Origin of the sequence: Streptomyces sp. NPDC001544 (genome assembly GCF_042894285.1) — a bacterium.
Taxonomy (GTDB): Bacteria; Actinomycetota; Actinomycetes; order Streptomycetales; family Streptomycetaceae; genus Streptomyces.
In genome coordinates this window covers 140,235-153,989 of the sequence record NZ_JBIAVN010000005.1, presented here as the reverse complement: position 1 = coordinate 153,989, position 13,755 = coordinate 140,235, and the positions used below count along the sequence as shown (strand labels likewise).

At 72.7% G+C, this 13,755-nt stretch carries 15 protein-coding genes; 8 read left to right on the top strand and 7 right to left on the bottom strand.

Translation table 11 applies throughout. The features are described from left to right. From ACFY0F_RS15800 to ACFY0F_RS15780, 5 genes are read right to left on the bottom strand one after another with little or no spacing between them, the layout of a single operon-like run. Positions 1-1,209, bottom strand: coding sequence for a cytochrome P450 (locus tag ACFY0F_RS15800; RefSeq protein WP_388793496.1), 1,209 nt, complete (start codon positions 1,207-1,209; stop codon positions 1-3). After that, complete coding sequence (locus ACFY0F_RS15795; RefSeq protein ID WP_388793494.1) at positions 1,206-1,832, bottom strand: ATP/GTP-binding protein; 627 nt, start codon at positions 1,830-1,832, stop codon at positions 1,206-1,208. Before ACFY0F_RS15795 ends, ACFY0F_RS15800 begins: the two co-directional genes overlap by 4 nt. Further along, entirely contained in the window at positions 1,813-2,160 is a 348-nt protein-coding gene (locus ACFY0F_RS15790) for a DUF742 domain-containing protein (protein ID WP_388793492.1), read from the bottom strand. Before ACFY0F_RS15790 ends, ACFY0F_RS15795 begins: the two co-directional genes overlap by 20 nt. Further along, positions 2,157-2,564 (bottom strand): roadblock/LC7 domain-containing protein, encoded by a 408-nt coding sequence (locus ACFY0F_RS15785; protein WP_388793491.1) that lies wholly within the window; start codon positions 2,562-2,564, stop codon positions 2,157-2,159. The genes ACFY0F_RS15790 and ACFY0F_RS15785 overlap by 4 nt, the downstream gene beginning before the upstream one ends. Then, a complete protein-coding gene (locus ACFY0F_RS15780; protein WP_388793489.1) occupies positions 2,561-4,147 on the bottom strand; it encodes an ATP-binding protein in 1,587 nt (528 codons plus the stop codon). The genes ACFY0F_RS15785 and ACFY0F_RS15780 overlap by 4 nt, the downstream gene beginning before the upstream one ends. A gap of 185 nt (positions 4,148-4,332) precedes the next feature. On the opposite strand from ACFY0F_RS15780, the gene ACFY0F_RS15775 reads away from it, so the two are divergent. The 3 genes from ACFY0F_RS15775 (at position 4,333) to ACFY0F_RS15765 (ending at position 7,480) form a co-directional block, all read left to right on the top strand. Then, complete coding sequence (locus tag ACFY0F_RS15775; RefSeq protein WP_388793487.1) at positions 4,333-5,814, top strand: MFS transporter; 1,482 nt, start codon at positions 4,333-4,335, stop codon at positions 5,812-5,814. An 86-nt stretch (positions 5,815-5,900) separates the two neighbouring features. Beyond that, positions 5,901-6,734, top strand: coding sequence for a lysozyme (locus ACFY0F_RS15770; protein WP_388793485.1), 834 nt, complete (start codon positions 5,901-5,903; stop codon positions 6,732-6,734). 17 nt (positions 6,735-6,751) lie between these two features. Further along, complete coding sequence (locus ACFY0F_RS15765; RefSeq protein WP_388793483.1) at positions 6,752-7,480, top strand: FG-GAP repeat domain-containing protein; 729 nt, start codon at positions 6,752-6,754, stop codon at positions 7,478-7,480. On the opposite strand, the gene ACFY0F_RS15760 is transcribed toward ACFY0F_RS15765, so the two are convergent. Beyond that, a complete protein-coding gene (locus ACFY0F_RS15760; RefSeq protein WP_388793481.1) occupies positions 7,456-8,325 on the bottom strand; it encodes a LysR family transcriptional regulator in 870 nt (289 codons plus the stop codon). The genes ACFY0F_RS15765 and ACFY0F_RS15760 overlap by 25 nt on opposite strands. A 132-nt stretch (positions 8,326-8,457) precedes the next feature. On the opposite strand from ACFY0F_RS15760, the gene ACFY0F_RS15755 reads away from it, so the two are divergent. The 4 genes from ACFY0F_RS15755 to ACFY0F_RS15740 all read left to right on the top strand — a co-directional run bounded on the left by ACFY0F_RS15755 (position 8,458) and on the right by ACFY0F_RS15740 (position 12,231). Next, positions 8,458-9,363 carry an NAD(P)H-binding protein gene (locus tag ACFY0F_RS15755; protein ID WP_388793479.1) on the top strand — a complete coding sequence of 302 codons (906 nt, stop codon included), beginning with the start codon at positions 8,458-8,460 and terminating at the stop codon, positions 9,361-9,363. A gap of 29 nt (positions 9,364-9,392) precedes the next feature. Next, positions 9,393-9,713, top strand: coding sequence for a hypothetical protein (locus ACFY0F_RS15750; protein WP_388793477.1), 321 nt, complete (start codon positions 9,393-9,395; stop codon positions 9,711-9,713). Between the two features lie 136 nt (positions 9,714-9,849). Beyond that, positions 9,850-10,551 (top strand): ferritin-like domain-containing protein, encoded by a 702-nt coding sequence (locus tag ACFY0F_RS15745; RefSeq protein WP_388793475.1) that lies wholly within the window; start codon positions 9,850-9,852, stop codon positions 10,549-10,551. A gap of 117 nt (positions 10,552-10,668) precedes the next feature. Beyond that, positions 10,669-12,231: a hypothetical protein gene (locus ACFY0F_RS15740; protein ID WP_388793473.1), complete on the top strand. Its 1,563-nt coding sequence runs from the start codon at positions 10,669-10,671 to the stop codon at positions 12,229-12,231. Between the two features lie 7 nt (positions 12,232-12,238). Here the strand turns inward: ACFY0F_RS15740 and ACFY0F_RS15735 are convergent, their stop codons facing one another. After that, positions 12,239-12,655 carry a DUF6010 family protein gene (locus tag ACFY0F_RS15735; RefSeq protein ID WP_388793471.1) on the bottom strand — a complete coding sequence of 139 codons (417 nt, stop codon included), beginning with the start codon at positions 12,653-12,655 and terminating at the stop codon, positions 12,239-12,241. A 137-nt stretch (positions 12,656-12,792) separates the two neighbouring features. On the opposite strand from ACFY0F_RS15735, the gene ACFY0F_RS15730 reads away from it, so the two are divergent. Next, entirely contained in the window at positions 12,793-13,731 is a 939-nt protein-coding gene (locus tag ACFY0F_RS15730; protein WP_388793469.1) for a GlxA family transcriptional regulator, read from the top strand. Positions 13,732-13,755: the final 24 nt, after the last annotated feature.

Here is a 13,755-nt window from a genome sequence, read left to right as displayed (position 1 = left end):
TCAGAGGGCGGGTACGGGCGTGAACCGCACGGGCAGTTCGGTCAGGCCCCGCAGCCAGGGCGAGGGCCGGCGGGTGAGGGACTCGGCGGGCACCGCCAGGTCGATGTCCGGCAGCCGGTCGAGGACGACCTCGATGCCGGTCCGCGCGATCACCTCGGCCACCTCCTGCGCGGGGAACGGACAGCGGTGCTCGCCGTGGCCGAAGGAGAAGTGCGCGTTGTTGCCGCCGGTCAGGGCCGAGCCGTCGGTGCGGACCTGAGGGTCGGAGTTGGCGCCCTGCAGGCCGAGCAGCAGCAGGTCACCGGCCCGGATACGGCGCCCGCCGAGGTGGGTGTCGCGGGAGGCCCAGCGGCCGGCCACGTTCTGGGTGGGCGCGTCCTCCCACAGCACCTCGTTCATGGCCTCGGCGACGCTGTTGCGGCCGCCGAACAGGGAGGCGGCGAAGCGGTCGTCGGTGAGCATCAGTCTGAGGGAGTTGCCGATCCAGTCGGCGGTCGGCTGGTGCCCGGCCGCCATCATCACCATCAGGTCCTGGGCGATCTCCTCGTCGCTGAACCCGCTGTCGTCGGCGAGCATCCGGGAGACGACGTCGTTCGCGGGCCGCGCCCTGCGGTCGGCGAGCAGCTGCGCCATCGAGGTCCCCAGATGGGTCTGGCCCGCGATGGCCCGCTCCCGGCCGTCGATCATGTCGTTGAGGGCGGTGACCAGGCCCGGACCCTCCTCGTCGGAGAAGCCGTAGAGCCGTGCCAGGACACGTACGGGCAGCAGCATCGCGTACTGGCCGACCAGGTCGGCCTCGCCCACGGTGCACACGGCGTCGACGAGTTCGTCGGCGAACCGCTCGGCGTGGGACCGCAGCGCGGACGGGTCCACCGCCTCCAGGGCGTCGCTGATCATCGCTGCGCGCTGCCGGTGGCGTTCACCGACGGTGTACAGGATCGACGGCTGCTTGCGGCCGATCATCGGCAGCAGCGGCCAGTCCGGGGGAATGGTGTCCCACTGGTTCCACAGGTCGGAGTCGCGGCTGAACAGCACCGGGTCGCCGGTGACCTGGTGCAGTTCGCGGTAGCCGAGCACCAGCCAGGCGGGCACGTCACCGTCGAGCAGCACGGGGGCGACGGCGCCGTGCTCGCGCCGCATCTCCCGGTACAGGCGCGCGGGCTCGGTCTGGAACCGGGGTCCGCCGAGGGGAACGGCGTCGGGGGTCACACGAACTCCTGTCGGGGCTGGGCCGCCGGGGCGGACCGGCCGGCGTAGTGCTGCTGGATGTGCTGGACCAAGGTGATGAGCACCTGCTTGCTCGACTCGCGCGAGCGGGCGTCGCAGTCGACCAGGGGCACGTGCGGGTCCAGGTCGAGGGCCTCGCGGACCGCGCCCGGCGGGTGCGCGGGACCGCCGAAGTCGTTGCAGGCCACGATGAAGGGCGTGCCGTGGTGCTCCAGCCGGTCGATGGCGTACCAGGACTCGTCGATCCGGCGGGTGTCGAGGAGGACGACCGCGCCGAGGGTGCCGGAGAACAGCCGGTCCCACAGGAACCAGAACCGCTCCTGGCCCGGCGCACCGAACAGGTACAGCACGTTGCGCGCGTCCAGCGTGATCCGGCCGAAGTCGAAGGCGACGGTGGTGGTGGTCTTGCCGCCGACCTGCCGGATGTCGTCGACCGTCTCGCCCGCCCGGGTCATCGTCTCCTCGGTGTTCAGGGGACGGATCTCGCTGACCGAGCGGACCAGTGTGGTCTTTCCGACGCCGAAACCGCCCACGACGACGATCTTCAGACCGTTGTCGGCGGAGGCACCCAGCGGGGTGCGCGCGTCAGAGATTACGGAGTCCAACGAGCACCTGCTCCAGGATGTCGGGGTCGTGAACGGCGGCTCCGCGGGGGTGGCGGGCGCTGACCCGGCCCGCCGCGAGCAGGTCGCACAGCAGGACCTTGGTGATACTCACGGGCAGCCGCAGCTCGGCGGCGATCTCCACCACGGAGGTGGGGGACTCGGTCAGGCGCAGGATCGCCGCGAGCTCCGACTGCATCCCGGTGACCGGCGCGGACTCGGCGACGACGAGCGTGACCAGGTCGAAGGGGTTGTCGGGGCCGGTCCGGCTGCGCCCACCGGTGATGGTGTAGAGGCGGTCGGGAGCGTCGTCCCGGCCGGGGCGGCTCATGAGGTGCGGGGCGGGGCGCTCAGGTGCTCGCCGAGCTGCTCCACCAGTTCGCTCATGTTGTGGCCCACCATCCCGGGGTCCGCGTCCTCGGTGGTCACGACGGCGAGGTGAGCTCCGTTTCCGGCCTCCACGATGAACAGCACGCCCCCGTAGAACTCGGTCATCGCCGACCGCACGCCTCCGCTGCCGTCGCCGAACTCCACGGACGCCCCGTGCGACAGCGACTGGATGCCGGCCGCGATGGCCGCGAGCTGGTCCGCCTGGTCGACGCTCAGCTCGGGCGTACGGCACAGTTTCAGCCCGTCGCGGGAGAGCACGAGTGCGTGCCGCGCGCCCGGGGTGCGCTCCAGAAGACCCTCGATGAGCCAGGTGAGCTTCTCGTCGGCGGTGGTCGTGCCGGTCATGAGGTGGTGTCGCCTTCCGGGTGGGCCTGCGGGTGGGAGGTGTTCGTGTTCGGCGGCGCGGTGTCGTCGTCCACCGCGTGGTCCGGCGAGGTGTGGTCCGGCGTGGTGTGGTCCGCGGCAGGTGCGCGCACGGCCCGGCGGAAGCTGCTGAAACGGGCGGCGCGGACCCTGGCGTCGTCGGCGGCGGGCGGACGGCCCGGCCCGGCGGCCGGGGGAGTGCCGCCCGGCTCGGCGGACCGGGGCGCGGGCCTCGCCCGCTCGGCGGCGGCGAGGGTACGGCCCCGGCGGCGCTTGGGCAACGACGTCGACTCGTCGTCGGCCGCCGCCTCGTGGAGCGGTGCCGGGTCCGCCTGCGGTGCTCCGGTGACCGGGGCCGGGGCGTCCGGTTCCGTGGGGCGCGGCCCTTCGGCGGCGGGCGGCGCGAGTGCCGCCGCCGGTTCGGCGGTGTGCGGGCCGGTGAGGATCTCCTGCGGGATGAGCACCAACACCCCGGTGCCGCCCCGAGCGGACGGCCGGAAGGAGACCCGCAGACCGTGCTTGCGGGCCAGCCGGCCGACCACGGCGAGCCCGAGCCGGGTGCCGGTCAGACCGCCCAGCTCGGAGCTGTCGCCCGCCACCGCCCGTTCGGCGCGGCGCAGCTGGACATCGCCCATCACCAGTCCGCTGTCCTCCACGGACACGATGGCACCGGCCGGCACCTCCTCGACGTACACGTGGACCTCGGCCGTCGGGGGCGAGAAGTTGGCGGCGTTGTCGAGCAGCTCGGCCAGTGCGTGCATCACGCCCTCGGCCGCGTGACCGGCGACGGCCGTGTCGCTGACCGAGTGGACGCGCACCCGCCGGTAGCCGCTGATCCGTCCCATGGCGCCGCGCAGGATCGACTCCATCGCGATGGGCCGCGCCCAGCGGCGGCCGGTGCGCGCTCCGGTCAGTACGGCGACGGAGTCCGCGAGCCGGCCCGCCTGCGCGGTGCGGTGGTCGAGGTGGAGCAGGTCGGCGAGGACGTCCTCGTCGGTGTGACGGTCCTCCATCGCGCGCAGGTCGGCGAGGGTGGCGGTGGCCAGGGCCTGCATACGGCCGGCCGCGCTGGACGTCGCGGCGATCGCCGCCGCCCGCTCCCGGGTGGCGCGCTCGAGCCGCGCGGCCAGGTCGGCGTTCTCCTGGTCGAGTCGGTCCAGCTCCTGTGCGGCCTCCGCCTCGACCCGGCCCAGCTCCCGGTGGAAGGACTCCGTCAGTTCGGCCCGCTGCTCGGCCAGCTCGTCGATCAGGCGCTGCTGCTCCAGCCGGGACTCCTCGGTCGCCCGGGCCTGCTGCTGCAGGAGCCGGCCGAGGTCCTGCGTCACGGTCTCCAGCCTGCGCCGGGCGCCGCGCTCACCCTGCACGGCGTGCACCGCGGAGGCCACCGCCGCGCACAGCACCAGTGCCGCGGCACTCGCCCCCAGGGCGAGCGGGGTGCGTACCGACGACGGAGCCAGGTCGACCGCTGTGACGACGACGAGCGCGCAAAGGAGGCCGGTCAGCGCCAGGGCGGGGGCGATCGTGCGGAAGGTGGGGCGTTCGCCGTCAGGTGTGGGCGCGGTCATCAGTGGATCCTAGGGCAGCTGTCGGCGGGGGCACCGGCAGATGTGAGTGAGTGGTGACGCTTGGTGCTCAACTGGCGGTCACTATAGGAGAGTTCTTGATCGGATCGGAGAGGTTCCGGACTCATTGCGTGAATCAAACGGGTACTCGCCCGAATGACGTGACCGCAGGGAACAGGAGCGAACCGGTGGAATTGGGTACACACGGGGGTGACGGCAGCGACCCCAGGCGTTGGAAGGCCCTGGCGGTCACACTGGTGGCCGGATTCATGAGCCTGCTCGACGTGACGATCGTCGCGGTCGCGCTGCCGTCCATGCAACGGGCCCTGCACGCCTCGGCGCCCGACATCCAGTGGGTGGTCTCCGGCTACGCCCTGGCCTTCGCCCTGGTGCTGGTGACCGCCGGGCGCATCGGGGACACGATCGGCCGACGGCGCGTCTTCCTGCTGGCTCTCGGCGCCTTCGTGCTGTGCAGCGCCGCGGCCGGCGCGGCCCCCACGATCGGTCTGCTCATCGCGGCCCGGCTGGCGCAGGGAGTCGCCGCGGGCTGTCTCGCCCCGCAGAACTCCGCCCTCATCCAGCAGATGTTCCGCGGAGCCGACCGCGGGAAGGCCTTCGGTCTCTTCGGCGCCACCGTCGGCATCTCCAGCGCCGTGGGGCCGGTCGTGGGCGGGCTGATCCTCAAGCTCGCCGACGGCCCCCAGGGATGGCGGTGGATCTTCTACGTGAACGTGCCGGTCGGTGCCCTGGCACTCCTCCTCGGCCTCCGGCTGCTGCCCAGGCTGGCCCCGGGCCGGCGGGAACGGCTCGACCTGGTCGGTGTGCTGCTCCTCGGCTGCGGGGTCCTGACGCTGATGTTCCCCCTGGTGCTGGCGGAATCGGGCGGGGTGAAGCGGCTGTGGTGGCTCTTCCCGGCCGGGGTGGCCCTCCTGGCCGCGTTCTCCCGGTGGGAGCGGCGGGTCGCGGCACGTGACGGCCGGCCGCTGCTCGACCCGCGGCTGGTGACCGAGACCCGGGGGTACGCCGTCGGCGCCGCCATCGCCGCGCTGTACTTCGTCGGCTTCAGCGGGGTGTGGCTGGTGTTCGCCCTCTTCTTCCAGAACGGCCGGGGCTACAGTCCGCTGCAGTCCGGGCTCGCGGTGACACCGTTCGCCATCGGCTCCGCCGCGGCCGCGGCGATCGCCGGCCGCCTGGTGGAGCGGTTCGGCCGGCTGCTGACCGTGTGCGGGCTGGCCGCCGTCACCCTGGGACTGGGCGCCACGGCGCTGCTCCTGCGCCTCGCACCCGGTGACAGCGCGGTCTGGTTCGCCCTTCCCGCCCTCTTCGTCGGCGGTCTGGGCAGCGGGTGCGTGATCTCGCCCAACGTGACCATGACGCTGCGGGACGTACCGGTGCGGATGGCGGGAGCGGCGGGCGGGGCTCTGCAGACGGGGCAGCGGCTCGGCGGGGCCGTCGGCACGGCGGCACTGCCCGGACTCTTCTACGTGGCACTGGGCGCCCACCCCCACGACTACCGCACCGCCGTCGCCCTCGCCGTCGGCTCCGGCGTCCTGCCCGTGCTGTGCGCACTGGGCCTGGCGGTCCACGACTGGCTGCGCGACCGCCGGGCGATGGCGCGGCACTGCGCGCCCGAGGTGTCGCACAGCCACACCCACGCAGGTCAGGGCTGACCTCACTCGTACGGAGCCTTCTGTCCCCGATGGGCCGTCATGCGGCGCATCCCGGCGTGCGACGAAGGCCGACTGCCGATCAGATGATGTCTGTGCGACCACTCATAGCCCTTCACCCCACGCGCGCCCGCCTGTTCGCCGCCGGTGTCCCGGCTGCCCTGCTGGCGCTGCTCCTCTCCCCGTTCACCGTCCCCGCCTCCGCCGACGACACCCCGGCCCGCGGCTCGGCCCGCATGGGCATGGGCGTAGCGGCCCACGACGGCTCGAGCCCCGCCTCGGCCGGCCCGCGCGCCGGCCAGACCGAGGGGGTCGACGTCGCCAGCTACCAGGGCGACGTCGCCTGGCCGACCCTGTGGGACGGCGGCGTCAGATGGGCGTACACCAAGGCCACGGAGGGGACCTACTACACCAACCCCTACTTCTCCGCGCAGTACGGCGGTTCGCTCGGCGCCGGCATGATCCGCGGCGCGTACCACTTCGCGACCCCCGACACCAGCGGCGGCGCCACCCAGGCCGACTACTTCGTCGACCACGGCGGCGGCTGGAGCGGTGACGGCGTCACCCTGCCCGGAGTGCTCGACATCGAGTGGAACCCGTACGGCGACGACTGCTACGGCAAGACACCGAGCGCGATGGTGACCTGGATCCGTGACTTCCTCGACCGGTACCGGTCCCGCACCGGCCGCGACGCCGTGGTCTACACCGCCACCTCCTGGTGGAACACCTGCACCGGCAGCCACACCGGCTTCGGGAAGACCAACCCCCTGTGGGTCGCCCGGTACGCGTCGGCGGTGGGCGACCTGCCGGCCGGCTGGTCCTCGTACACCATGTGGCAGTACACCTCGACCGGGCCGACGGTGGGCGATCACGACCGGTTCAACGGCTCCGTCGACCAACTGAAGAGCTTCGCCAGGAACTGACGTGGCATCATGCGCGGATGCCCCCGACCGCGCACACGATCCGGCCGCGCCGCATCGTCGCCGTCGTGGCGGCGGCCCTGGCGGTCTTCGCCGGCTCGTTCGACACCTTCCAGGGGACGGCGCCTCCGCGTCCGGCGGAACCGTCCGCCATCAGGCCGTGCGTGAGCGGGACGGGCGATCTCCTGGCGGACCTGGACGCCGACGGCCACCGCGACCGCGTTGCCGACCCCTCCCGGACCGGTGCCCGGCTCACCATCACCTTCGGGACCTCCTCCGGCGACGGCAGGCGGGTCGGGGTCCGCGAACCGGTCGGCGGGATCGGGCACGGGAAGGAGGACCTGGCCGTCGTGGCCGACTTCGACCGCGACGGATGGGCCGACCTCCTCGTCACGGCCACGGGTCCGTCGCGGGGCGACGACCCGATCGAGCCGCGCCTGTCCGAACTCAGGCGCGGCCCGCTCTCCAGAACCGGCCGCGGCCACGCCCCCCGGCACATCGACCTCGGCGAGACCCGCGGGCTCGCCGTCGGCGACTACGACCACGACCGTTACCCCGACCTCGCCGCGTTCATCTACGACGGTGACGGTGTGTACGCGACCCACGGCCTGCTCGGCGAGAAGGCCGCGGGAATCGGCCGTCACACCGGCGAGTACGCCGTCGACGCGGAACGGACGGACGACGACACACCCGACAACATGCCGACCGACGGCCCGAGTTCGTTCTATCCGAGGTGCGCGAGGGAGTGACCCCGCTCCCGTACGGCTTCAGCGCCGGTCTCCGTGACGGCCACCGCGGCGCGTACCAGCGCGGCCGTGGCCCTCGAACGGGACTGCTGCGGCCAGGCGATGGCGAGGACGCAGGGCGGCGCGTCCACGAGCGGCCGGTACACGACCCCGGGGCGCGGATAGCGGGCGGCGACCGACGCGGGCAGCACGGGGGCCACGCTGCCGAGCCCCACAAGGGTGAGCAGTTGGGCCAGGTCACGGCCCTGGCCGCGGATCTCGTCGATGTACCGGTGCAGCTCGCCGGGGCGCAGCCCGAGGTCGGCCAGGGCCAGGCTGTCGCGGGCGGCGAGAGGGGAGGTCGCGGCCAGGGCCACCACACGCGGTTCGGCGGCCAGCGTCTCGGTGTCCAGCCCCGTTCGGTCGAAGGGCTCGTGAACCAGGGCCGCGTCGGCCTCCCCCCGCCGCAACAGCCGCGGCTGCTCCTGCCAGTCGCACAGCCGGACGGCGACGGGTACGGCTCCGGGCTCGGCCGCGTAGCGCGCCAGCACCGGCTCCAGCAGCCCCCCGTCGCCGTCCGCCTTGACGGCCAGCACCAGCCCCGGTTCGGCGGCGGCGCGCCGGGCCCGCCGCCCTGCCGCCTCCAGGGCCTCCAGGGCGAACCGCGCCTCCGGGAGCAGCACCGTTCCCGCGGCGGTCAGCGTCACCCTGTGGGTGGTCCGCTCCAGGAGGGTGACGCCCAGCTCCGTCTCCAACTGGCGGATCGCACGGGACAGGGGAGGCGGGGACATGCCCAGCCGCTCGGCGGCGCGGGCGAAGTTCAGCTCCTCGGCGACGGCGACGAAGTAGCGCAGCAGGCGGGAGTCCATGCGTCCCCTCCGTTCGGTGTTACCCGGAGGGTAACAAGCGGGAGTGAACCGGTCCTTCAGTTCCCGCGCCCCGCGCAGCAGGCTCGACGGCATCCGGAACATCCGGCGGACCACCACAGCATGGAGTTGTTCATGATTGTCGTCACCACCCCGACCGGCCAGATCGGCCGGCAGGTCCTCGACCGCCTCCTCGACGCCCCGGACGCCGCGGCGGGGATCCGGGTGATCGCCCGCGAACCCGCCCGCCTTCCCGCGCGGGTGCGGGAGAAGGCCGAGGTGGTACAGGGGTCGCACGCCGACCCCGCCGTCCTGGGGAAGGCGTGCGCGGGCGCCGACCGCCTGTTCTGGCTGGTGCCGCCGACGCCCTCGGCCGACAGCGTCGAAGGGCACTTCCACACGTTCACCGAGTCGCTGCGCGAGGTGACCTCACGCCAGGGCGTCGAACGGGTCGTCGGCGTCTCCACGCTGGGCCGCTCGGTGGCGAAGAACGCCGGGCAGATCTCGGCGTCGCTCGCCATGGACGAGGCGATCGCGGCCATGGGCGTGCACTACCGGGCACTGTGCCCGCCGTTCCTGATGGAGAACCTGCTGGGCCAGGCCGAGTCGATCCGCACCGGGGGCGTGTTCTTCCTGGCGGTGGAGCCGGACCGGGTGCTGCGTACCTGCGCCACCCGCGACATCGCCGCCACGGCGGCCCGGCTGCTGCTGGACGGCTCCTGGACCGGGCAGGACGACGTCCCACTGGCCGGGCCCGACGACCTGACCCCCGAAGGCATGGCACGGGTCGTCTCCGAGGTGCTGGACCGCGAGGTGCGCTTCCAGGCCGTCAGCAGTGCGCAGCAGAAGGAGACGCTGCTGCGCCGCGGCGTGAGCGAGGCCTGGGCGCAGGGGCTCGCCGACATGACGGACGCGCTGCGCGACCAGGGGTTCTACGGCGCCGACCAGCCGACCACCCCGGACACGGCGCCCACGGGATTCCGCCAGTGGTGCGAGGACGTACTCCGTCCGGCCGTGATGGCACCCGGCTCTCAGGGGTAGGTGGTGTGACATCCGAGGAAAGGATCGTCATGACCACGTACCTGATCAGCGTTCCCGGCACCTTCACCACCGGGATCGAGGAGGACGAGCGAGCACGGCTGAGCCGGGCACTGCGGCCGGCCGATCCCCACACCACTCGGACGGGCAGTACGGAGGATCTGGACGCCCTCACCGTCAACGACGACAACACCTTCACCATCCGCCTGTCCGTGGAGGCGGACAGCGGCGCCGACGCCGAGGAGGACGCCCGTGACCTCGCCGACTCCGCGCTGCGCCATGCGGGGCTCGACCCGGACAGCGCTCCCCTCGGGCCCGCGGTGATCACCGGCATCGATTCCGACGTCGGCTGACCCCTCCCTCTCGGCCTCCGTCGCTCCCGCGCCGGCGGGGCGGCAGACCGCCGCCCCGCCGGAACGATCCGGCCACCGTCCGCGTCCTTCACGACCAGGGCACGGCAGCCGTGCCGCGGGGACGAGGGGAGACCGGGTGCCGACCAGCGGATTCGCCGACTGGACACGCAGATTCGAGGAGGAGGACGAGCGCAGACAGGCGGCGCCCGACCCGGACTGGGAACGGGGAGCGGCCCTGCACCGCACGGTGTGGGCGAGCATCCAGCGTTTCCAGGTCGGGGAGGACGGGGACGGCGCGGGCCTCATCGCCAAGGCGGAAGAGGCCGGTGACCCCCACTACGCGCACGCCGTGAAGCTCTTCGTCGCCGAGGAACAGAACCACGCCCGGATGCTGGCGCGTCTGCTGACCGCCGGTGGCGTGCCGACGTTGGCCGGCCACTGGAGCGACGCGGTCTTCGTACGGCTGAGGCACCTGATGGGGCTGCGTACCGAACTGCTGGTACTGATGATCGCCGAGGTGGTGGCGCTGCGCTACTACCGGGCCCTGCGCGACGGCGCCGACGACCCGCTCGCCTCCGACGTGGCGGCCCGCATCCTGGCCGACGAACAACGCCACGTGCCCTTCCACTGCGAGCGGCTGCACGCGTCCCTGCGGGAACTGCCCCGCCCGCTGCGGCGTCCGGTGACGGCCGCCTGGCAGCTCCTGCTGTGCGCGGTCTGCCTGGTGGTGACCGCCGACCACGGCGCGGCCCTGCGCCGACTGGACGTCGGGCGGCTGCGGTTCGTCTCCGACGTCATGGCGTCGTCGAAGACCGTGGTCCGCGCGATCTTGGCCTGATGGTGTCGCCGCACGGTCTGCCGGGCCGTCGTTATGGACCCCTCTGTCGGGTTCGCGTCCCGGGCCGTACACTGCCAACCCGCAGTTCTGCGGGCACAGTTCGTCGGGGGGAGCACCATGTCCGGGAATCCGTACGGTCCGTACCAGCAGTTCAACGTGCCGCCCATGCCGTCGAGCCCACCGCCGGCACCGCCGGACGGCCTGCGGGCGGCCGCGGTCGCCATTCTCAACCTCAGCGGCCTCGGCCTCGGTTACGCGCTCGTCCGAAGATGGGCCCTGATGGCCGCGTGCTGGGTGGCGACCATCGTGCTGCTGCTGGTGGCACTGCCGGCGGACGCCGACGGCGTCCCGGGGGTGGCGCTCGCCGGGTACGCCGTGTTCCTGCTGCTGGCGGCCGTGCACGGCGCGGTGGCCGGGCTGCGCACCCGGCTGTCGTGGTCGGGCAGGGCGCCCCTCGCGTTGCTGCTGGGTGTGCTGCTCCTCGCCGTACCGGCCGGCGCCGCTGTCGGGTACGGCAACGCGCACGACGAAGCAGTGGAGCGGTCACTCCTCGACCGCCTGGAGCGGGCCGACCACCTGGTGACGGCGGGCAGCCGGCACACGTTCGCCGAGGCCAGGTCCGACTACGGGACCGCCCTGGACGTCTACAGGGACCTCGCGGTCGAGCACTCCGGCTCCCGCGCGGCCGAGCAGGTGCCCGACCGGATGAAGACGTACTACGAGACGGTCGGCGCGGCCTACGGGCACAAGGACTACTGCGCCGCGATCGATCCGTTGAAGTACCTGCGCACGGTGCCCCGCACCATGCCGAGGAAGCAGCTCGGCTCGCTGACGCGGTGGCCCGACGACCGGCTGGCCACCTCGCTGTACGAGTGCGGTTCGAGCAGTCTGGCGAACGGCGAGGCGGACTGGGTCACGAAGTTCGGCGACCTGCTGGACACGTTCCCGCAGTCCGGGCCGGCCGGGGAGGTCGTACCCGCCGTCGACTCCGCGGTGAAGAGGGCGGAGAAGGCGGTCGGCGGTGGCGAACCCTGCGCGGCCGTCGAGCAGTTGCGCAACCTGAACACCCGTATCACCGAGCTGTCGGGTACGGCCCCCGACGCGGCCGGCGACCTCGGGAAGGCCGCCGGCCGGGCCGACAGGAGCGGCGACGCGGGGGAGTACGCCTGCGGCGTCGACCAGTACAAGGACGGCGACTTCGCAGCGGCACAGAAGACCATGGACCAGTTCCTCGCCGACAACAAGCACAGCGGCAACCGGGACCGCGCGAAGAAGACGTCCATCGCCGCGGAGGTCGCCCAGACGCTCCCGGCCGCCGGGAAGAAGCTGCCCACCACCGCCTCCGGCGGCAGCATCTCCGTCACGGTGAAGAACGACAGCCCGGACGACGTCACCGTCCTCTACACCGGGCCGGTCACCGGCAGCTTCACCCTCAAGGGCTGCGGCAGCTGCAGGACGTACACCCTCGCCGACACGCTCCTGGTCGGCTTCAAGCCCTGCCGCAGCGGCAAGAACTATCCGCAGCGCACCATCAGTCTCCCGGTAGGCACCACGTACTTCGTGCACAAGCCGCACGGCGACAGCACGGCGACGCCCGGCTCGGACACCGCCAAGCTCCGCTCCGGCTACATCTACACGGAATGCGCCTACACGACGCAGACCTTGGGGAGCGGCTACTGAGGGGCGGCTACCGAGGAGCGACCGGTTCCCGCGTCCGCGCCGTCCGCCAGGGCAGCGCGACACGGGGGCCGTTCCGCAGGCACCACAGCGCGATGACGGGGTCGCAGATGGCGCAGCCCATGGAGGAGCCGTGCTCGAAGGGCACGATCGGGTTGCCCTTGAGGTGGTGGACCAGGTCCCACGCGGTGTGCAGGAGCCAGGCGACCCCGATGAACGTCCAGGACTCGAGCCCCCGGTAGGCGACGAAAGTGGCCACGGCGGTGAAGGCGAACTCCCAGGCCCCGAGGCCGCCACCGCTGAGGTAGGCGGCCGAGGCGCCCCCCACCATGAGCGCGTTCAGGCGGCGTCGCCGGTCGTCGTCGCGGACCAGTGACATCAACAGGACGTAGACGATGCCGATCAAAATCGGGGAGACGTAGCTCATGACTGCTTCGCTTTCTCAGGGTGCCGTCGGGTCGTGTCCGGGCCGCGGGACGCCCTGAAGCCAACCAGCCGCCGGCCCGTCGCCCCAGTGGCATTGACGACACCTTCCGACGGGATAGTGACAGGTAGGTTCTGGCCATGCACACCGTCGCCGTTCTCGCACTGGACCAGGTGATCCCGTTCGACCTGTCCACCCCGATCGAGGTCTTCACCCGCACCCGGCTCCCCGACGGGCGCCCCGCCTACCAGGTCCGGGTGTGCGCCGAACGACCGGAGATCGACACCGGGTCCTTCGTGCTGCGCGCACACTGGGGCCTGGACGGGCTGAGGGGAGCGGACACGGTCATCGTGCCCGGGACCGCCGCCCCCGAGGCCCCACTGCCGTCCGCCGTCCGTGACGCCCTGCGGGCGGCGGCCGGGGACGGCACGCGCATCGCGTCCATCTGCTCGGGCACCTTCCCGCTGGCCGCCACCGGCCTCCTCGACGGCCTGCGGGCCACCACCCACTGGGCCGCGGCCGACCTGCTGGCCGCCCTCCACCCGGAGATCGAGGTCGATCCGGGCGTCCTGTACGTCGACAACGGCCAGTTCCTCACCTCGGCCGGCGCCGCCGCGGGACTGGACCTGTGCCTGCACATGATCCGCCGCGACCACGGCTCGGCCGTCGCCGCCGACGCGGCCCGGCTGTCCGTGATGCCCCTCGAACGCGAGGGCGGGCAGGCGCAGTTCATCCTCCACGACCACGCTCCGGCCCCTCAGGGCTCCGCCCTGGAACCGGTGCTCACCTGGTTGCGGGAGAACCTCGGACGCGATCTCTGCCTCGCCGACATCGCCGCGCACGCCGGAACCAGCACCCGGACCCTCATCCGCCGCTTCCGCGAACAGACGGGCACCACCCCGCTGCAGTGGCTGCACCGCGCCCGGATCCGCCAGGCCCAGCACCTCCTGGAGACCACGCAGCACCCGGTCGAACGCATCGCCGGGCAGGTCGGCTTCGGCTCGCCCACCGCCTTCCGCGACCGTTTCAAACGCACCACCGGTGTCAGCCCGTACGCCTACCGCCGCAGCTTCAGCTGATGCCGGCAACTCCCTTCCTCGGAG